18 protein-coding genes are annotated in these 18596 nt (G+C 60.9%); 5 read left to right on the forward strand and 13 right to left on the reverse strand.

The window, feature by feature from the left end; genetic code table 11:
• Positions 1 to 23: 23 nt before the first annotated feature.
• Positions 24 to 983, reverse strand: a complete 960-nt coding sequence (tal, locus tag J5289_RS16795) for a transaldolase (protein WP_142830392.1) — start codon at positions 981 to 983, stop codon at positions 24 to 26.
• Between the two features lie 463 nt (positions 984 to 1446).
• Between tal and J5289_RS16800 the strand changes: the two genes are divergently transcribed.
• A complete protein-coding gene (locus J5289_RS16800; RefSeq protein WP_209184969.1) occupies positions 1447 to 2436 on the forward strand; it encodes a sugar-binding transcriptional regulator in 990 nt (329 codons plus the stop codon).
• 2 nt (positions 2437 to 2438) lie between these two features.
• Here the strand turns inward: J5289_RS16800 and J5289_RS16805 are convergent, their stop codons facing one another.
• The gene (locus tag J5289_RS16805) at positions 2439 to 3311 is read right to left on the reverse strand and encodes a bifunctional helix-turn-helix domain-containing protein/methylated-DNA--[protein]-cysteine S-methyltransferase (protein ID WP_209184970.1); all 873 of its coding nucleotides are present in this window, start codon (positions 3309 to 3311) and stop codon (positions 2439 to 2441) included.
• Positions 3312 to 3378: 67 nt separating this feature from the next.
• On the reverse strand, positions 3379 to 3876 hold the full coding sequence (locus tag J5289_RS16810) for a DUF2244 domain-containing protein (protein ID WP_209184971.1): 498 nt from the start codon (positions 3874 to 3876) through the stop codon (positions 3379 to 3381).
• A gap of 22 nt (positions 3877 to 3898) precedes the next feature.
• Between J5289_RS16810 and nth the strand changes: the two genes are divergently transcribed.
• Positions 3899 to 4666, forward strand: coding sequence for an endonuclease III (nth, locus tag J5289_RS16815; RefSeq protein ID WP_209184972.1), 768 nt, complete (start codon positions 3899 to 3901; stop codon positions 4664 to 4666).
• On the opposite strand, the gene J5289_RS16820 is transcribed toward nth, so the two are convergent.
• Entirely contained in the window at positions 4640 to 5353 is a 714-nt protein-coding gene (locus J5289_RS16820; protein ID WP_209206447.1) for a sulfate transporter family protein, read from the reverse strand. The two genes, nth and J5289_RS16820, sit on opposite strands and share 27 nt — an antisense overlap.
• 231 nt (positions 5354 to 5584) lie before the next feature.
• Between J5289_RS16820 and J5289_RS16825 the strand changes: the two genes are divergently transcribed.
• A complete protein-coding gene (locus tag J5289_RS16825; RefSeq protein WP_209184974.1) occupies positions 5585 to 6436 on the forward strand; it encodes a MurR/RpiR family transcriptional regulator in 852 nt (283 codons plus the stop codon).
• A gap of 111 nt (positions 6437 to 6547) precedes the next feature.
• On the opposite strand, the gene J5289_RS16830 is transcribed toward J5289_RS16825, so the two are convergent.
• The 9 genes from J5289_RS16830 to J5289_RS16870 all read right to left on the reverse strand — a co-directional run bounded on the left by J5289_RS16830 (position 6548) and on the right by J5289_RS16870 (position 16311).
• Positions 6548 to 8131, reverse strand: coding sequence for an FGGY-family carbohydrate kinase (locus tag J5289_RS16830; RefSeq protein WP_209184975.1), 1584 nt, complete (start codon positions 8129 to 8131; stop codon positions 6548 to 6550).
• Positions 8131 to 8823 (reverse strand): HAD family hydrolase, encoded by a 693-nt coding sequence (locus tag J5289_RS16835; RefSeq protein WP_209184976.1) that lies wholly within the window; start codon positions 8821 to 8823, stop codon positions 8131 to 8133. The genes J5289_RS16830 and J5289_RS16835 overlap by 1 nt, the downstream gene beginning before the upstream one ends.
• 57 nt (positions 8824 to 8880) lie before the next feature.
• Complete coding sequence (locus J5289_RS16840) at positions 8881 to 10359, reverse strand: mannitol dehydrogenase family protein (RefSeq protein WP_209184977.1); 1479 nt, start codon at positions 10357 to 10359, stop codon at positions 8881 to 8883.
• Positions 10360 to 10483: 124 nt separating this feature from the next.
• On the reverse strand, positions 10484 to 11488 hold the full coding sequence (locus J5289_RS16845) for an ABC transporter ATP-binding protein (RefSeq protein ID WP_142830375.1): 1005 nt from the start codon (positions 11486 to 11488) through the stop codon (positions 10484 to 10486).
• A gap of 18 nt (positions 11489 to 11506) precedes the next feature.
• A complete protein-coding gene (locus tag J5289_RS16850; protein WP_142830374.1) occupies positions 11507 to 12337 on the reverse strand; it encodes a carbohydrate ABC transporter permease in 831 nt (276 codons plus the stop codon).
• A gap of 1 nt (position 12338) precedes the next feature.
• Positions 12339 to 13211 carry a carbohydrate ABC transporter permease gene (locus J5289_RS16855; RefSeq protein WP_209184978.1) on the reverse strand — a complete coding sequence of 291 codons (873 nt, stop codon included), beginning with the start codon at positions 13209 to 13211 and terminating at the stop codon, positions 12339 to 12341.
• 145 nt (positions 13212 to 13356) lie between these two features.
• Entirely contained in the window at positions 13357 to 14667 is a 1311-nt protein-coding gene (locus J5289_RS16860) for a sugar ABC transporter substrate-binding protein (RefSeq protein WP_142830370.1), read from the reverse strand.
• 145 nt (positions 14668 to 14812) lie between these two features.
• Positions 14813 to 15766, reverse strand: a complete 954-nt coding sequence (locus J5289_RS16865; RefSeq protein ID WP_209187584.1) for a sugar-binding transcriptional regulator — start codon at positions 15764 to 15766, stop codon at positions 14813 to 14815.
• Between the two features lie 89 nt (positions 15767 to 15855).
• On the reverse strand, positions 15856 to 16311 hold the full coding sequence (locus J5289_RS16870) for an RbsD/FucU family protein (RefSeq protein WP_142830366.1): 456 nt from the start codon (positions 16309 to 16311) through the stop codon (positions 15856 to 15858).
• 232 nt (positions 16312 to 16543) lie between these two features.
• On the opposite strand from J5289_RS16870, the gene J5289_RS16875 reads away from it, so the two are divergent.
• Both J5289_RS16875 and J5289_RS16880 read left to right on the forward strand, forming a co-directional pair.
• On the forward strand, positions 16544 to 17203 hold the full coding sequence (locus J5289_RS16875) for a response regulator (protein WP_209184980.1): 660 nt from the start codon (positions 16544 to 16546) through the stop codon (positions 17201 to 17203).
• A complete protein-coding gene (locus J5289_RS16880; RefSeq protein WP_209184981.1) occupies positions 17203 to 18567 on the forward strand; it encodes a HAMP domain-containing sensor histidine kinase in 1365 nt (454 codons plus the stop codon). The genes J5289_RS16875 and J5289_RS16880 overlap by 1 nt, the downstream gene beginning before the upstream one ends.
• The last annotated feature ends 29 nt before the right edge of the window (positions 18568 to 18596 follow it).

The raw sequence follows: 18596 nt of genomic DNA on the forward strand, positions 1-18596 counted from the left end.
AGATCATAGTTCAGTCGTGACGCTTAAGCGGCCTTCAGTTCCTTGGAGACCATTTCACGCAGTGTCACCAGATCCTTGCCGAACTGGCGAATGCCTTCGGCAAGCTTTTCAGTGGCCATGGCGTCTTCGTTCATCATCCAGCGGAAAGTCTTTTCATCGACGTTTAACTTCGGCGTTGCCTTCTTGACATCCGGCGAGAGCTTGCGCTCGAGCTTGCCTTCGTCCTTTGCGAGTTCGTCGAGCAGGTTCGGGCTGATCGTCAGGCGGTCGCAGCCGGCAAGTGCCGCCACTTCCTCGGCGCTGCGGAACGAAGCGCCCATGACGATCGTGTTGATGTCGTTGGCCTTGTAGTAGTTGTAGATTTCACGAACCGAGATGACGCCTGGATCTTCTTCCGAGGTGTAGTCCTTGCCGGTCGACTTCTTGTACCAGTCGAGAATACGGCCGACGAACGGCGAGATCAGGAACACCTTCGCATCGGCGCAGGCAGCAGCCTGGGCCATGCTGAACAGCAGCGTCAGATTGCAGTCGATGCCTTCCTTCTGCAGGACTTCGGCAGCCCGGATGCCTTCCCATGTGGACGCCAGCTTGATCAGGATACGATCCTTCTCGATACCGCGTTCCTTATAGCCGGCAACGATGGCATGCGCCTTCTCGATCGAGGCCTTGGTGTCGAACGAAAGGTCGGCGTTGACTTCGGTAGAAACGCGGCCGGGTACCAGCTTCGACAGCGCGGCGCCGACGGAAACCGCCAAGCGGTCGGCAACAGCTTCTGCAACGGCCTCGGAAGAACCCGACTGCTTCTTGCCCCAGGCAACGGCTTCCTTGATATCGTCGGCAAACATCGGCGTGCCGAGTGCCTTCAGGACGATCGATGGGTTTGTCGTGCAATCCACTGGCTTCAGGCGCGCGACGGCCTCGATGTCGCCAGTATCGGCGACGACGGTCGTCATTTCGCGAAGTTGGTCAAGCTTGGAAGTCATGATGAATATCCTTGTTGATTTCGAACTGAGGGCCGGCGCCGTCTTGCGTGGCGAACGGTAAGGTTGGCAGGCCCTCCCGGACGCAAGTAAACGAGAGGGCAGTGACGATGTTCCGGCGGACGCAAGGGTTCCGCAGATGTATGGCGCGGGCTTTAGGATATGCCGGGGGAGCCATGCGGTGCAAGCGCGGAACTATGTTCCCGGCATCGCCGCTCCAGCACGCAATCATAACAGCTGCCCGCAGATTGCCCTCCTCGCTGGACAAGAGACTCGGTTTTCCAAGGTGGATATCACCGCTCCACCAATGAAAAGTCAAGGACATTTGTGCATTTCAATTGACATAAGTCTCACGCCGCCCAATATCAACCCTGAAAAGCCGGGGTAGCGGCGAACAACATGCACGCGACGTCCGCCAATGTCATCGTGGCGGCAAATTCTCGGCGGCCTTGTTGCCGGAGGACATATGGCCAAGCTCAGACGTGGAACCCACATCGCCTATTCGGAAACGGCATCGCTGCGCCTGAGGGCTGCCTGGCTGTACTACAACCAGAGCCTGACGCAGAAGGACGTAGCCGAGCAGCTCGGCATCAGCCGCACCACCGTCATCCGCCTGCTCGACGAGGCGCGACGGCGCAGCGAGGTGCAGATCTGGATCAACGACGGCATCGACGATTGCGTCGAGCTGTCCATCAAGCTGGAACGTGCTTTCGGGCTGGACGAAGCGATTGTCGTGCCGACGCCCGCAGGCGGCGGCGTCGATGCCCAGGCAAAGTGCGTCGGCCTGGCGCTCGGACAGTTCCTGACCGAAGCCATCCCCGACGATTATACCATCGGTGTCGGCTGGGGCCGGACGATGACGGCATCGCTCGGCAGTTTCCGCCCACCACGCCGCGACAATTGCAAGGTGGTCTCGCTGCTCGGCGGCATCGTTGCCGTCCAGCAGACCAATCCGATCGACTATACGTGGCGACTGGCAAGCCAGCTCGGCGCCGAATGCTACATGTTTCTAGCACCGCTGCTGGTCGACTCGATCGAGACGAAGAGAAACTTGATCGAAAAATGCGGCCTCGAAGCTATCTACCGGCTGGCGGAAAACCTAGATCTGGCCATCGTCAGCTGCGGCGATATCGGCCCGCACTCCACATCGCTCTCGGAAGGCTTCATATCCACGGCCGAACTCGATGAGCTCATCGCTGCCGGCTGCGTCTGCGACACCATGTTCAATTTCCTCGATGCCGACGGAAACTCCGTCGACCACACCATTAACAGCCGGGTGATGTCCGTCGATCTCGATACCCTGAAGAAAGCAAAGCACATCGTTCTCGCCTGCGGCGGCGCGCACCGGGCGACGGCCATCCATGCCACGATCAGGCGTATCGGCTGCAACACGCTCATCACCGACGAAAGTGCAGCGCGAGAGCTGCTCGGCCGCATGGAGCCGGTTGCCGCCTGACCTCAGGCCTTGCCGGCTTCCCAGCCGAGCATCGCACGTTTGCGCGTCAGCCCCCAATGGTAACCGGTCAGCGCCCCGCCCTTGCCCAGCGCGCGATGGCAGGGAACGACGAACGAAATCGGATTTCGGCCGATTGCCCCACCGACTGCCCGCATCGCTGTCGGCTGGCCGATATCCCGGGCGATGTCCGAGTAGGTCATTGCCTTGCCGAAGGGAATTTTCAAAAGACTTTCCCAGACGCGCACCTGAAAATCGGACCCGATCAATACGACACGCAGCGGCTGGTCCGCAGACCACTGGCCCGGCTCGAAAATACGCCTGGCAAAGGGCGCCGTTGCCTGACTATCCTCGACATACCCGGCGTTCGGCCAGCGGCAGGTCATGTCTTCGAGACAGGCGGCCTCGCTGCCGGTATCGCTGAATGCCAGGCCGGCCAGACCTCGATCGGTGACCATGACCAGCGCCATGCCGAACGGGCTGGCATGGAAGCCGTAGCGGATGGTCAGACCACCGCCCTTCGCCTTCCATTCCCCCGGCGACATCGCCTCGTGGGTGACGAACAGGTCGTGCAGCCGGCTCGGGCCGGAAAGTCCGACCTCGATCGACGCTTCCAGCAAAGGCAGTGCCTCCTGCCTCAGCAGCCGCTTGGCGTGATCCAGCGTCACCGCCTGCAGGAAGGCCTTGGGCGACAGCCCGGCCCAGCGGGTGAATGTCTTCTGCAACTGTGTCGGCGACTGCCCCAGCCGCGCGGAGAGATCTTCCAGGGATGGCTGGTCGCGGTAGTCCTCGGTGATCAGTTCGATGACGCTGCGCACGACCTCGTAGTCGGATCCTTCCGGGGTAATGTCTTTCGTAAGCAGCGGCGCCATGTTCATCATCGGTCTCCTTGCGGCCATGATGATGGTTCGCCACCCGTCTCGCCACCCGTTTCTTGCGCCGACGCTAAATTCGCCGCTTCACTGTCGCAAGTGCTGCCCGGAATGCCTTGGCAAAGCTTTCGCGATCCTCCGGGTTGAGAAACGACCCCACATCCGCCCGCCGCCCCTCGCCCGACACATGCATGGAACGGATACCGATGCCGGGTTCCCGCCGGACGAGGAAGCGCAGCCAGAACGGGTTGAAACGATGCTCGACGGAACGGCCGGAGGCCAGCACCTTGCGGATGGAGACATCGGTGCGGGACACCCTGACCTCCTCGCGGACACGACCCGCCCGATAGTTCAGCCAGAAGGCGCCATAGAGAAGCAGGAAATCCGCACCGAGGAAAAAGCCGATCGGCCAAGCGCCGCTGGCAACGAACAGGCCACCATAGAAGAGGCTGAGAAAGCCGGCCATTGCGAGCATGACCTTGAAACCCTTGCGGCCGAGCGAGCGATGCGGAAAAAGCTCCGCAGAAAAAACCAGCTTTTCTTCCGGCGCCCCGCCGTTGCCATCGGTCATTGTCCGCGATTATAGGTCTTTGATGGCAAATCCCAAGATCAAATCCGGCCTTCCGGCCCCGAAAAAGGCCCTTGCGACAGCACGCCGCAAGCCCTCGTTCCGCAGCATCTACCCAAAGTCGGAAGTCGACGAGATCTTCCGCCGCTTCTCGATCCAGCGGCCTGAGCCAAAGGGCGAACTGGAGCACGTCAATCCCTTCACGCTGCTCGTTGCTGTGGCCTTGTCAGCGCAGGCGACAGATGTCGGTGTCAACAAGGCGACGCGCGCCCTGTTTGCCGTCGCCGATACGCCACAGAAGATGCTCGACCTCGGCGAGGATCGTATCCGGGAGTATATCCGCACGATCGGCCTCTATCGTAACAAGGCGAAAAACGTCGTAGCCCTTTCGGCAAAGCTGATCAGCGATTTCGGCGGCGAGGTGCCGCAGACCCGCGAAGAGCTGGTGACACTGCCGGGCGTCGGCCGCAAGACCGCCAATGTCTTGCTATCCATGGCCTTCGGCCATTCCACGATGGCCGTCGACACGCATATCTTCCGTATCGGCAACCGCATCCGGCTCGCACCCGGCAAGACGCCGGACGAGGTCGAGCAGCGGCTGATGAAGGTCATTCCGGACCACTATCTCTACCACGCCCATCACTGGCTGATCCTGCACGGGCGCTACGTCTGCAAGGCCCGGCGGCCGGAATGCGAACATTGCATCATTGCCGACCTCTGTCGCGCGCCGGAAAAAAGCTGCGACATCCCGGCACCGCTGGTCCCCCTACCGCCGCAATTCGTCGGAGAATGAGGGATCGCGGAGGGTCAGCCGCTTGTGCAGATGCACGATCATGGCGCCGGCAAACAGCGGCGTCAGCAGGTTGACGAACGGGATGGCCAGAAACGCGGCAATCACCAGCCCGGCCAGGAAAACCGTGGATGCGTTCTTCTTTCGGAAATTCCGGGCCTGCTGCGGTGAGCGAAAGCGGCTGGCGGCAAATTCGAAAAACTCGCGGCCGAGTAAGTAGCCGTTAACCAGGAAGAAGGCGACGAGATTGACGCCCGGCACGATCAGCAGAATAAGCGCTATGCCGTTGCCGACGATGAGCACGCCGAGGAACTTGATCGAACTGACCATGGCAGGGCCGAAGGGCATCGCTTTGCCGGGGACATCGAGCGGATAGTCCTGGCGTTCGACGACGGCAGCAACGTCATCCAGGAACAGCCCGGCGACCAGCCCCGTCACCGGCGCCAGCAGGAAGGCCGCGCCAAGGCCCACGACTGCCGCCAGCGCCACGGCCAGCCAGTCGACCCAGGCAGGCAGTCCTGAGAAAAAGTAGTGCAGTAAAGACACCCCGTAGGTGGCGACAACCGCCTGCAAAGCCAGCCAGAAGCAGATCAGGACGGCGATGGAGAGGCCGAGTACTTTCCAGACCAGCCGGCGCATGTCCGGTGCCAGCAGATTGGCAACCGCCAGGCGTGCAGATTCTATGATCATGGATGACATTCTCGCGTAAAAGGCTTTTGATCTATGTAAGGGAGGCCAGGCACTCCGACAAGAACTCGGTGTGTACAAGCAACGCCAACATTGTAATAAAGGCTGCACTAATATAAAATGAATGATATTACACGAGACAAACCTTACTTTTGACGAACCTGAAAATTAGGCATTGACGCGCACAGATTGTTTTGTTTGGACAGTGATGGCGCAATAACATTGCGAGGCAGAATGGACGACCTCAGCCAGAAGCTAAAACAATATATCAAATCCGGCACGCCCGCCGAACGACGGATTGCGCGGTACTTTTCAGACCATATGAGCGAACTGCCATACGAGACTGCATCGTCCGTTGCCGACAGGCTGGAACTCAGCCCGATGACCGTCGGCCGCTTCCTGCGTGCGCTCGGCTACCAGGGGCTGGATGGCTTCAAGGTTCACCTGCGCGAAACGGTTCCGCCGACCGCGCTGCAGAAGAACCCGACGACCGTCGAGCAGCTCCACCAGGATGCCGCCGCAGGCCTGCCGCTGGCAGCGTTGATGGCAGAGCAACTGGACATGCTGCACCATGTCTACAATCTCTCCTCCCAGCCGCAATGGGCCGACGCGGTCTCTTCCATCCTCGGTGCAAGCGACGTGTTTGTCGCGTGCCATCTGACCTGCCCTATCGGCCAGTATTTTTGCGATCGCCTCAGCTTTGCCCGCGACAACGTGCGGATGGCCGGCAACGGCAATGCCACCTACATGGAGCTTCTGGCACCATCCACGACGAATTCGCTGCTCATCATCATCGACTCGCACCGCTTCGCGAAATCGCGACTGCTGGCCCGCTCCGCCCGTCGCTCCGGCCTGAAGGTCCTGCTGGTCACCAGCCAGTACACCGACTGGGCCCACGAATTCGCCAACACCACGCTGTCCGTCCCGCCGCCCCGGGTCGGGCCACGCGATAATCTGACTGCGATGTCCGCACTACTGGAGTTCCTGGCAACAGCCGTCATCCACGCGGCCGGCCAGGACGCAGAAGTCCGCGCACGGCGGCTGGCAGAACTCGAGAACATGTTTGCCGAAGCACCGATGCGGTAATCCAAGAGGCGGGTGGAGCGGTTACAGCGAGGCTGCGTATCGACCGCGTCTGGAAGTGAACGAAAACAAAGTGATAGAACATTTCAGCAGCCCATGAGATGCTGAAATGCTCTAATCCAGCATGTCGAGTTCGGCCCTATGGCGGATCATCGCCAGGAACCGTCTGTACTCCCGGTCATAGCCGGCCTTCCTGCTGGCATCGGGCACGCGCTCGTTGCCGCCCGGATACATCGCCGCTCCGGCCGTCGCCAGTGTCTGGTGCATGCCACAGGCGACCGATGCCGCAATGGCGGTGCCGAGCAGCACGGCTTCGTTCATTTTCGGCACGATCACGGTGCAGCCGGTGACGTCTGCGTAGAGTTCCATCAGCACGGCATTCTTCACATGCCCACCAGCAACATGCAGGGTGTCCGGAACGTGCCCGTGTTCCCGCATCTTGTCGAGGATATGGCGAATACCGAGGGCAATCCCGAGGCTCGTGCGCCAGTAGAGCCGGCATAATCCGTCGAACGATGTGTCGAGCGTCAGGCCGCTGATGACCCCGACCGCATGCGGGTCGGCAAGCGGCGACCGGTTGCCGTGGAAATCAGGCAGCACGTGAATGCGGGCACCGAAAGCGGCACCTTCCTTATCGCGCAACTCCGCAATCCGAGCAACGATCTCGGCATGCAGGGCAGCGGTCGGCGCGCCACCGGCAGCGTGCATCCGGACGATATGGTCCAGCAGCCCGCCGGTTGCCGACTGGCCTGCCTCGACCAGCCACCAGTCGGGATAGACGACGTCGAAATATGGGCCCCACATTCCGGTGCTGGCCGGCATTTCGCGGGAAAAGGCGACGACGCAGCTCGACGTTCCCGCGATCAGCGCGAGTTGTCGCTGCAGTTCCCCCGGCTTGCCGACATGGCCGGCAAGCGCCCCCAATGCGCCCGCATAGGCATCGATGACCCCGGCGGAGACATGGCAACTCCTGTCGAGCCCGAGCGCTTCCGCCGCCTCCGCGCTCAACATGCCAATGCTCGAGCCGACCGGCGCCGTGTCCTCCGGCAGGTGTCCACGCTCGAGGAGGTCGGAGAGACCGATCTGGTCGAGAAAGTCGTGCTGCCAACCGGGGCTGCGATGCGCCAGGTAGTTCCATTTCGCCGTCAACGTGCAACGCGAGCGAGCCAGCGATCCGGTCGCCTTGTAGGTCATGAAATCCGCCAGATCGAAGAAGTAGGCGCTCCGGGCCCAGCTCTCCGGCAGGTTCTTCTTCAGCCACATCAGCTTCGGTATCTGCATTTCCGGCGACATTACATGGCCGGAATGGGCAATGACCCGGTGCTGCGTTGCGGTGCAGAGGTCCGCTTCCGCCAGCGCCCGGTGGTCGAGCCAGACGATGGTGTCGAAGCGCGCCTCGCCTCCGGTCGATACCGTCAGCGGCTGGCCATCGCGGTCGCGCACCACCAGCGAGCAGGTGGCATCGAAGCCGATGCCGGCAATCGCTTCTGCCGCCACGCCGGAGGCAGAGCGTGCAGCCCGGACGGCGGCACAGACTGCCGACCAGATATCCTCCGAGCTATGTTCCGCGTGATTTTCCTGCGGCCGGTTCATGAGGATCGGATGCTCGCCCTTGCCCAACATCCGCCCATGCGAATCGAACACGCCGGCGCGCGCGCTGCTCGTGCCGATATCGACCGCAATCACATGATTACGCATTAAGTCCCGGTCCCGTCCGTCCTGTGTTTTTGGACAAGGTGTATCAAATCCGGCATCGCGTCAAACACCACTTCTGGTGCAAGCCGGTCCAGTTCGGCACGGTAGTGGGCCGAGGTGGCATGCGCTCCGCCGGTGAAGGCAAAGACCGTCATCCCAGCGGCCCGTGCAGCGACGATGCCCGCAGGACTATCCTCGACGACGATGCAGTTTTCCGGTGGGACGCCCATCTGCTTCGCCGCATAGAGAAACAGGTCCGGCGCCGGCTTTCCGCGCTTGACCATGCTGGCGCTGAAAATATGCGGCTCAAGCCGATCGAGAAGGCCCGTCAGGCCGAGCGACAGCTTGATCCGCTCCAGCTGGCTGGACGAGGCCACGCAGCGCCTGATGTCGAGACTGTCGAGGGTTTCGCCGATGCCGGCAATCGGCTGCAGTTCGCTGCGAAACCGGGCATAGAGGTCTTCGCGGATACGATCGAGAAAAGCCTGGTCGGCCTGAACGTTAAATTCCGTATCCAATGTGTCGATCAGGGTTGCAAGGCTTTTGCCGAGAAAGCGCTGGTATGCACCTTCAGCATCGATTTCGATACCGCTGTCCCGCATCGCCTGGACGACAACGGCGATGGAGAGCGGTTCGCTGTCGACGAGAACGCCATCGCAGTCGAAGATGACAAGCCCGTTTTCCGCGTCAATCATTGCCGGTCCACCTTCATCCACAGGGATGCCGGCGCCTCTCGGGACGCCGGCCGATGTTTAATCAGCCAGATTGTTGTCGAGGTAAAGCTGCAGCGTTTCGCGCGTACCCTTTTCCCACAGCGTCTTCAGTGCATGCGCAAAACGCTTTCGGAAAAGCTGGGACTTGGCGACCTCGCCGAAAATGTCGTCGAAAACGAGGAAAGCCGCCGGATCTGTCTTCGCCTTCAGTGCTGCTGCATGCAGTCGATCCGAACTGGCATCGTTGAAGACGATTTCCTTGCCGCTGTCCGTCGTGCCGGCGAAATAACGGCACCACAGAGCGGAGACCAGCGACAAGCCGACGATGTCCCTGCCCTGCGCCAGATTATCGAGCGTCGATGGCAGGATGAATTTCGGCTGGCGATTGGAGCCGTCCTGCGCGAGGCGCGGAATGGTATCGGCAATCTTCGGGTTCAGGAGCCGGTGCTCGATCAGCGCGAAATAGTCCTTCAAGTCGGTGTTTGGCACAGGCGGGATGATGGGAATGATTTCTTCGTTCTCGAGCTTGGCGAGAAAAGCCCGGATCAGTGGATCTTCCATCGAATCATGGACGAAATGGATGTCCATCAGTGCCGCCGGATAGGCGATCGCTGCGTGGCCGCCATTGAGGATGCGGATCTTCATGTGCTCGTAGGGCGTGACATCGGGCACGAAGGTGACGCCGACCTTTTCGAGCGCCGGGCGGCCGGCCGTGAACTTGTCCTCGAGCACCCATTGTTTGAACTCTTCGCAATAGACCGGCCAATTGTCCTCGATGCTGAAAACATCTTTCAGCAGGTCGATCTCGCGCTGCCCGGTCGCCGGCGTGATGCGGTCGACCATGGCGTTCGGGAAGGCAACGTTGGCCTTGATCCAGTCGGCAAGGTCAGGGTCCGAAAGCCGCGCAGTGCCAACGACGGCGTTGGTCGCCACCACGCCATTGTGCGGAATGTTGTCGCAGGACATGACGGTGAACGGGACGAGGCCCTTGTCCTTGCGCGCCTTCAGCCCGGCAACGATCAGGCCGAAGACCGTCTTCGGTTCGCCAGGATTCTGGCCGTCGGCGATGATGGCCGGGTGGGCCGGATTGAACTTGCCCGAGGCATCGATGAAATAGCCGCCCTCGGTAATGGTCATGGACACGATACGGATGGCCGGGTCGGCGAGCTTTGCAATGATCGCCGCGGAATCGCCGACTGGCAGGATGTCGATCATCGGACCTGTGACGCGCGCCGACGTCGAGTTGTTGTCCTGCTCGACAACGGTCGTCAGAAAATCCTGCGCCGCAAGCTTTTCACGCATGCTGGCGTCGGACGGCAACATGCCCGCACCGACGATTGCCCAGTCATGATCATGGCCCGCAGTGAACAGGTCGTCCAGATAGACCGCCTGATGGGCACGGTGGAAATTGCCGACGCCGAAATGGACGATACCGGCCGACAGCTGAGATCGGTCGTAGGCCGGGATGGCGGCCGTCTCCGAAATGGCTTTCAGGGTTGCCAGCGAGAGTTTGGTCATTGTCGAAAGTCCTTCCGAAAGGTCCTGATGGTCCATATTGTCGTTGCGCCCGTCGGCCACTGCGCTTCCCGGCTCACTCGCCGGGACATGCGTCATCGCTCCTCGCGGGTGCGGCGTGGCCAGCCTAGGAGGCGATGGCCAGGCCCTTGTCGTCGAACTTGTGGATGCGGGTGCGGTCCGGGGTCATGTAGACGATCTCGCCTGCCTTGACCGGGAATTCGCCGGTACCACGCGCCGTGATGTGGCCGATGCCTTCGACATCGACGTGCAGGAACGTATCGGAGCCGAGATGCTCGGCAACGGTGACCTTGCCCTGCCAAACGCCGCTTTCGGTCGACAGCACGATATGCTCGGGCCGAACGCCAACCGTCGGCGCGCCAAATGGTTCCGCATAGACGCCGGTGACGAAATTCATCCTCGGCGAACCGATGAAGCCGGCGACGAAGAGGTTTGCCGGGTTCTTGTAGAGCTCCATCGGCGAGCCGACCTGCTCGATGTTGCCGCGGTTGAGAACGACGATCTTGTCTGCCATGGTCATGGCTTCGACCTGGTCGTGGGTCACGTAGACCATGGTGGTCTTCAGCTGCTGGTGCAATTCGCTGATCTCGAGACGCATGTTGACGCGCAACGATGCATCGAGGTTTGAAAGCGGCTCGTCGAAGAGGAAGGCCGATGGCTGGCGCACGATGGCACGGCCGATGGCGACGCGTTGGCGCTGGCCGCCGGACAGCATGCGCGGTTTGCGGTCGAGATAATCGGTGAGGTTCAGCACGCGAGCGGCTTCGCTCACCTTGCGGTCGATCTCGTCCTTCGACATGCCGGCCATCTTGAGCGGGAAGGCGATATTGCTGCGCACGCTCATATGCGGATAGAGCGCATAGGACTGGAACACCATGGCAAGCCCGCGCTCGGAGGGTCCGAGGCTCGTGCCGTCCTTGCCGTCGATGATGATCTTGCCGCCGGACACATCTTCCAGCCCGGCGATCAGCCGCAACAGCGTCGATTTTCCGCAACCGGACGGCCCGACGAAAACGACGAACTCGCCGTCCTTGATTTCAAGGTCGATGGAGGGGATGACCTTGGCTTCGCCAAAGACCTTCGAAACCTTCTGAAGGGTAATGCTGCCCATGTCTCTCTCCCAGATATCTTATTTGACCGCGCCAAAAGTCAGGCCGCGAACGAGTTGCTTTTGGCTGAACCAGCCGAGGATCAGGATCGGCGCAATCGCCATGGTCGAGGCGGCCGAAAGTTTTGCATAGAACAGACCTTCGGGGCTCGAGTAGGAGGCAATGAAGGCCGTCAGCGGCGCCGCCTTGGAAGCGGTGAGATTGAGCGTCCAGAACGCCTCGTTCCAGGCGAGGATGACGTTCAGCAGCAATGTCGAGGCGATGCCCGGTATTGCCATCGGCGTCAGCACGTAGATGATTTCCTTCATCAGCGAGGCGCCGTCCATGCGGGCTGCTTCTAGGATCTCGCCCGGAATTTCCTTGAAGTAAGTATAGAGCATCCAGACGATGATCGGCAGGTTGATGAGCGTCAGCACGCCGACGAGACCAATGCGGCTGTCGAGCAGGCCGGTGGCCTGGAAGAGAAGATAGATCGGAATGAGGGCGCCGACCGGCGGCATCATCTTGGTGGAGAGCATCCACATCAGGATGTCCTTGGTCCGCTTGGTCGGCGAAAAAGCCATTGCCCAGGCGGCAGGAACCGCGATGATCAGCCCGATGATGGTCGACCCGACGGCGATGATGACCGAGTTCGAGAAGTGCAGGAAATAGTCCGAGCGCGACTGCACCTCGACATAGTTCTCGGTCGTCCAGTGGAAGAACAGGAACAGCGGTGGCGAGGCAACGGCATCGCCTTCCGACTTGAAGCTGGTGAGGAAGGTCCAGAGGATCGGGAAGAAGATCAGCAGCCCGAGCGCCCAGGCGACGACCGAGACGATGACCTTGTGGCGGGTGGAAACGCTGCGAGCCATCTCAAGCCTCCAGATTCTTGCCGACGATGCGGACGAGGAAGATAGCGACGATGTTGGCAAGCACGACGGCAACGATACCGCCCGCCGATGCACCACCGATGTCGAATTGCAGCAGCGCCTGCGAATAGACGAGATAGGTCAGGTTCGTGCTGTCCGTGCCTGGCCCGCCATTGGTGGTGACCAGGATTTCGGCAAACACCGACAGCATGAAGATCGTCTCGATCAGGATGACCACAGTGATGGCGCGCGCCATGTGCGGCAGGATGATGTAGATGAATTTCGATATCACGCCGGCACCGTCCATCTCGGCGGCTTCCTTCTGCTCTTCGTCGAGCGACTGGAGTGCTGTCAGCATGATGAGCGTCGCAAAAGGCAGCCACTGCCAGGCGACGATGACGATCACCGAGGCCAGGGGGGCGTTGGCCAGAAAGTCGTAAGGCTGTAGCCCGATGGCCTTTGCTGCATAGGCAAATAGGCCGTTCACCGGGTTCATGAACATGTTCTTCCAGATCAACGCCGCGACGGTCGGCATGACGAAGAACGGCGCGATGACGAGGATGCGGACGATCCCCTGGCCGAACATCGGCTGGTCCAGCAGCAGCGCGAAGGCAATACCGCCGACAATGGTGATGAGCAGCGCGCCGCCAACCAGCAGCAGCGTGTTCATCAGCGCCTGTAGGAAGGCCGGATCGGTGAGGAAGTACGCGTAATTGCTAAAGCCGATGAATGGATGATCGCCCGGCATCAGCAGATTGTAGTTCAGCGTCGAGAAATAGATCGTCATTGCCAGCGGCACGATCATCCACGCGAACAGCAGGATCACGGAGGGCGCCATCATCAGGCGGGCAGCGGAACGGGTCTGTAAGGTCGCCATGGAAAGGACCAATCTTGTCTTGAAGCGGGGAGAGTGGCCGCAACAGCGGAATTTTTAAAAGGCCACCAAGTCACGCTTGGGGCGATCGCCGGCGAACAGGAGGGAGGCGCGCAAGGCGCCCCCGCTCCCTAGCCCAGCCGATATCTTACTTGGGATAACCGGCCTTCTTCATCTCGCGGGTCGTCAGTGCCTGGGCACTCTTGAGAGCCTGGTCAACAGTGACCTGGCCGGCAAGCGCTGCAGAGAACTGCTGGCCAACTGCAGTGCCGATACCCTGGAATTCAGGAATAGCGACGAACTGAACGCCGACATAGGGAACCGGCTTGACAGTCGGCTTCGTCGGATCGGCGGAGTTGATGCTGTCCAGCGTCATCTTGGCGAAAGGAGCAGCCTTCTGGTAGTCGGCGTTCGCATAGAGCGAAGCGCGGGTACCGGGAGGTGCGTTCAGCCAGCCGTCTTTCTGAGCAACAAGGTTGGTGTATTCCTTGCTGGTTGCCCAGGCGACGAACTTCTCGGCAGCTTCAATCTTCTTGGAACCGGCCGGGATGGCGAGATTCCAGGCCCAGAGCCAGTTGCCGCGCTTGCCGAGACCGTTGTCAGGAGCAAGTGCGAAACCGACCTTGTCGGCAACCTTGGACTGCTTCGGATCGGAAACGAAGGAAGCAGCAACCGTGGCGTCGATCCACATACCGCATTTGCCGGTCTGGAACAGGGCGAGGTTTTCGTTGAAGCCATTCGAAGAAGCACCTGGAGGTCCGTCTTCCTTCAGCATCTTCACGTAGAAGTCGAGTGTCTTCTTCCACTCAGGCTGATCGAACTGTGCAGTCCACTTTTCGTCGAACCAGCGTGCGCCGAAGGAGTTGGACATGGCTGTCAGGAAAGCCATGTTCTCGCCCCAGCCGGCCTTGCCGCGAAGGCAGATGCCGTAGACTTCGTCCTTCTTGTCGGTGATCTTCTTGGCTGCGTCTGCGATGAAGTCCCAGGTCGGGGCATCAGGCATCTTCAGGCCGGCCTTGTCGAAAAGGTCCTTGCGATACATGACCATCGAGCTTTCGCCGTAGAATGGCGCAGCATAGAGCTTTCCATCCGTGGTCAGGCCGCTGCGGATGGCCGGAAGAAGGTCATTCACATCATAGCTCGCGCCGAGATTGTCGAGCGGCTGCAGCCAGCCTTGCTTGGCCCAGATCGGAACTTCATAGGTACCGATCGTCAGAACGTCGTACTGACCGCCTTTGGTGGCAATGTCGGTCGTGACCTTCTGGCGGAGGATGTTTTCTTCGAGCGTCACCCACTGCAGGTCGATGCCCGGGTTCTTGGTCTTGAAATCATCGGTAAGTTTCTGCATGCGGACCATGTCGCCGTTGTTGACGGTAGCAATGGTTAGCGTCTCTGCAGACGCCATTCCGGCAAGCATCATCACTGAGCAGGCGCTCAGGAGTAGAGTCTTCAATTTCATAATCTTCCTCCCAGAAGAGAAAATATGAGCATTCGCTTAGCTCGAGGGCAATTACTCATAACATGCGACAAGTTGTCAATGCTTAATCGTTGCTGCGACGCCGAACGAAAAAATAAGTCGTTGAAGAAAATGGGTTAAATTTGTTTCAGTCGTCGATCAAGAATGCGGCAGTCGCCTCATCCGTAATCAGGCCGTTGATCAACCGGCCTGTCAGCGCCGCTCTGATAGCCTCAAGTTTGCGTTGCCCCTTGGCAATTCCGATCACGGTCGATGTTTCGCGGCTGGGTATCGGCGCGCTGGCGACACGCTCGTTGACGGCGTTTTCGAGCAATTTGCCCGCCCCGTCGAAGATCCAGCCGCAGATTTCCCCGGTTGCGCCTTTGGCGACAAGCCCGACCATTTCTTCCCGGCCGAGAAAGCCGTCGACGCAGAGTGGCGCGTCGACGCCCATCTCGCCGATCCCGACAAAGGTCACATCGGCAACGGCGCTGATATCGAGCGTCGAGCGCACCAGCGCCTGCGCGTGCAACAACTCACGCTCAGAAGCAGCCGATACAAGAACCGGCAACGGCATGGGATAGTGACGGGCCTTGATCGCGTCCGCCATGCTGAAGATGACGTTGTAATAGGCAGCAGAACCGTCCGGACCGATGTTGCCGGTGAGTGAAACGATCCGATGCTGCGTGCAATCAATGGAGGGCAACTGATCGACGGCAGCCTTCAGCGTACGCCCGGTGCCGATGGCAAGCACGATGGGCTCCGGTCGCTTGAGCCAGCGTTCGATCTCGGCGGCGGCGGCCTCCGCGATGCCGACAGTCGTCGACGTCGATCCGGGATCGCTCGGCACCACCTCGACATGGGAGAGGCTGAATTTCCGGCGCAGATCCTCGGCCAGCTGCAGGCAGGCGGCGATCGGATGGTCGAGACGGACCTTGATCAGCCTTTCGGCAACCGCGAGCGACACAAGCCTCTGTGCCGATTGCCGCGAAATCCCCATGGCCCCGGCGATCTCGTCCTGGGTCCGGCCGGCGACATAGTACAACCACCCGGCTCTTGCCGCATCATCGAGCCTGCCCTGGGTTTCCGACTTCCTGGCCATCCTGTCCCTTCTGTGGCGCTGGCCGCAGCATCCCCGACATCGGGTCGAACATCGCTGCAGCCAGAGGCACGATTGTGACGACGCGAACCTTACGCTGCGTCGGGCGGAATGACGCCCTTGGTCAGGGTGAAGCAGCCGTAAAACCGGCGCTCGCCTGTCTGGATGACGCAATAGGCGCTCTTCGCACGCTCATAGAACGCAAAACGCTCGACCGGCACAAGCGGCCAGTGCTTGCCTTCGGCGCGATCAATCTCTGCCTGCATCTCGACCTGAACAGCCGGCAGTTCATCCGGGGAGCCGACCACTTCCATGCGGGTGGCTGCGTCGTCGATGAACGTATCGAGCGGCATCAGCGACAGGATGGCGGCAGCAGCCTGTGGAGAGGTGACGTTGTCGATCCGCAGCAGATGGCCAAGGCTCGTTTCGAGCGCCACCGACTCAGCCGGGAAGTTGGTATCGACGATGACAAGCATGTCGCCATGGCCCATGGAGGCCAGCGCGTGGAGCACGTCGGCATTGAGAGCAGGTGAAATTCCCTTGAGCATGATAAAGCCTCCTCCAGGCACTTCTTTCAGAATTCGCATTGGTGGCGGGAGACCCCGCACTTTGCGCAGCAGACAAGTAAACGCGACGCCGCAGTCTGTCCAGAGACGCCATGGATGCGCGTTGGCAAGCAAGGCGCCGACGCCAGCTTGATACACGGCTTATTTAAGCCCCGATTGACCGCATAGCTCCCGCCATATTAGGACAGACATCCCCGAGCGTTGCGAGGCAATTGTGAGAATTCTCCTGGTCGAAGACGACGACACCCTCGGCAGCGCTGTACGCGACCACATTGCCGCGAGCGTCCATGCCGTCGACTGGGTGAGAAACCTAGGAGATGCCGAAAGCGCGGCGAACTCGGTTCACTACGGCCTCATACTTCTCGATCTGCAATTGCCGGATGGCACTGGCATCGATTTTCTGAAGAGACTCCGCAAGAATGCCAAGGAAACACCGGTCATCATCCTGACGGCGCGTGACCAGATTTCAGACCGGATCGAGGGTTTGAACAGCGGCGCCGACGACTATCTGGTCAAGCCCTTCAATCTGGGCGAGCTCTCCGCCCGCATCATGGCGGTTGCCCGGCGTTACTCCGGCAGTCCGCAGCCGATGCTCAAGATCGGCGACCTCGAAGTCGACCAGACGCAGCGCCGCCTTATCGTATCGGGCAAGGACGTCGTGCTGACCGGCCGCGAATGGGCCGTTCTCGACCTGCTGGTAGCCCGTCCAGGCGCCATGGTCTCCAAGGACCAGGTGGAAGAAGCGCTCTATGCCTTCGGCTCCGAAATCGAGAGCAACACTGTCGAGGTCTATGTCAGCCGACTGCGCAAGAAGATCGGCCGGGACCGCATCCGCACGGCGCGCGGCGTCGGCTACTCGCTCGGAGAACGATAATGCCGGAGACACTCGGCCGCCTCAGCCGCATCAGCATCACCCGTCGGCTGATCACCACGCTCACAGGGCTCGTCGTGCTCTTCTGGCTGATCGCGGTGGGCCTGGGCGCCTATGTGATGAACCGGGAATTTGCCGAAATCTTCGACGGAACGCTGCAGGAAACAGCGGAAAGACTGATGCCGCTCGTGCTCGACGACCTCGCCCAGCGCGACGGCGCCACCGATCCCCAGGCTTTGCAGGCCGTGCAGCAGGGCCTGAACAAGGAATATCTCACCTATCAGGTCATCGATTCCAGTGGCAAGGTCATCATCCACTCACAGGAAGCGCCGGCCACGCCCTATGACGTACCCCTGAAGGTCGGTTTTCACGACACGCCGAAGCACAAGATCTACACAGAATCGGCGCTCAACGGCACCTTGTTCCTGCATGTAGCCGATGCCTTCCGAAACCGTCGCGAGGCCCTGCGCGAAGGCACCGTGGCGCTGCTCTGGCCGCTGCTGCTGCTGATACCGACGAGCATACTGCTGATCCAGTTCATCGTCAGCCGCTCGCTGGCGCCCATCGACCGGCTGCGCGACGAGATTGCCACCAAGGACAGCGGCAATATGGCAGCGGTAGAAGGCGATACACTCCCCCGCGAACTGCGGCCGATTGCCCGTTCCGTCAACCTGCTGCTCGGAAGGCTGCGGTCGGCACTGGAGGCCGAACGGGAATTTACAGCCAACAGCGCCCACGAGCTGCGCACGCCGATCGCCGGTGCCCTGGCGCAGACACAACGGCTGATCGCCGAACTGCCCGAGGGTCCCCTGACCGTCAGGGCCGGACGCATCGAGACAGCGCTCGCCAATCTCGGACGCCTTGCAGAAAAGCTTCTGCAGCTGGCGCGTGCCGAAGCCGGGATCGGCGCATCCGACAAGCCGCTGGATCTGACGCGCATCGTTGACGCTGTCGTCGGCGACTACGACCGGGACAGCCGCACCGCCGGTCGCGTCACGCGGGACTATGCTGCCGGGGTTACCCTTGCGCGCTGCGTCGACATCGACGCCTTTGCCATCGTCGTCCGCAACCTGATCGAGAACGCACTCGTCCACGGACCGCACGATGGGGTCGTCACCATCTCAGTCACCGGAGATGCCGTCAGCGTCGTGAACGGCGGCCATGTCGTCGCGGCCGAAGAGCTTGCCGGCCTCAAGCGACGGTTCCGTCGCGGGGAAACAAGCGCCGCCGGCTCAGGCCTCGGCCTCGCGATTGCCGACAAGATCGTCACACAGATGGGCGGCCGACTGGACCTGCTGTCGCCGGCCCCAGGTCAGCCAGATGGCTTCGAGGCCCGCATCGTCCTCACACCGCCGCCCGGAAGCTGATCTCTTGCAATGGCTGGAAAAGGATGCGA

Source organism: Rhizobium sp. B230/85 (assembly GCF_019355735.1).
Classification (GTDB): Bacteria; Pseudomonadota; Alphaproteobacteria; order Rhizobiales; family Rhizobiaceae; genus Rhizobium; species Rhizobium rhododendri.

Excerpts from the sequence above, each read along its gene's own strand:
- J5289_RS16860 (WP_142830370.1), bottom strand. The coding sequence starts at position 14,667 with ATGAAATTGAAGACTCTACTCCTGAGCGCCTGCTCAGTGATGATGCTT.
- J5289_RS16845 (WP_142830375.1), bottom strand. The coding sequence starts at position 11,488 with ATGGGCAGCATTACCCTTCAGAAGGTTTCGAAGGTCTTTGGCGAAGCC.
- J5289_RS16810 (WP_209184971.1), bottom strand. The coding sequence starts at position 3,876 with ATGACCGATGGCAACGGCGGGGCGCCGGAAGAAAAGCTGGTTTTTTCT.
- J5289_RS16800 (WP_209184969.1), top strand. The coding sequence starts at position 1,447 with ATGGCCAAGCTCAGACGTGGAACCCACATCGCCTATTCGGAAACGGCA.
- J5289_RS16870 (WP_142830366.1), bottom strand. The coding sequence starts at position 16,311 with ATGCTCAAGGGAATTTCACCTGCTCTCAATGCCGACGTGCTCCACGCG.
- tal (WP_142830392.1), bottom strand. The coding sequence starts at position 983 with ATGACTTCCAAGCTTGACCAACTTCGCGAAATGACGACCGTCGTCGCC.
- J5289_RS16820 (WP_209206447.1), bottom strand. The coding sequence starts at position 5,353 with ATGATCATAGAATCTGCACGCCTGGCGGTTGCCAATCTGCTGGCACCG.
- J5289_RS16865 (WP_209187584.1), bottom strand. The coding sequence starts at position 15,766 with ATGGCCAGGAAGTCGGAAACCCAGGGCAGGCTCGATGATGCGGCAAGA.
- J5289_RS16805 (WP_209184970.1), bottom strand. The coding sequence starts at position 3,311 with ATGAACATGGCGCCGCTGCTTACGAAAGACATTACCCCGGAAGGATCC.
- J5289_RS16840 (WP_209184977.1), bottom strand. The coding sequence starts at position 10,359 with ATGACCAAACTCTCGCTGGCAACCCTGAAAGCCATTTCGGAGACGGCC.
- J5289_RS16850 (WP_142830374.1), bottom strand. The coding sequence starts at position 12,337 with ATGGCTCGCAGCGTTTCCACCCGCCACAAGGTCATCGTCTCGGTCGTC.
- J5289_RS16830 (WP_209184975.1), bottom strand. The coding sequence starts at position 8,131 with ATGCGTAATCATGTGATTGCGGTCGATATCGGCACGAGCAGCGCGCGC.
- nth (WP_209184972.1), top strand. The coding sequence starts at position 3,899 with ATGGCAAATCCCAAGATCAAATCCGGCCTTCCGGCCCCGAAAAAGGCC.
- J5289_RS16880 (WP_209184981.1), top strand. The coding sequence starts at position 17,203 with ATGCCGGAGACACTCGGCCGCCTCAGCCGCATCAGCATCACCCGTCGG.
- J5289_RS16855 (WP_209184978.1), bottom strand. The coding sequence starts at position 13,211 with ATGGCGACCTTACAGACCCGTTCCGCTGCCCGCCTGATGATGGCGCCC.
- J5289_RS16825 (WP_209184974.1), top strand. The coding sequence starts at position 5,585 with ATGGACGACCTCAGCCAGAAGCTAAAACAATATATCAAATCCGGCACG.
- J5289_RS16835 (WP_209184976.1), bottom strand. The coding sequence starts at position 8,823 with ATGATTGACGCGGAAAACGGGCTTGTCATCTTCGACTGCGATGGCGTT.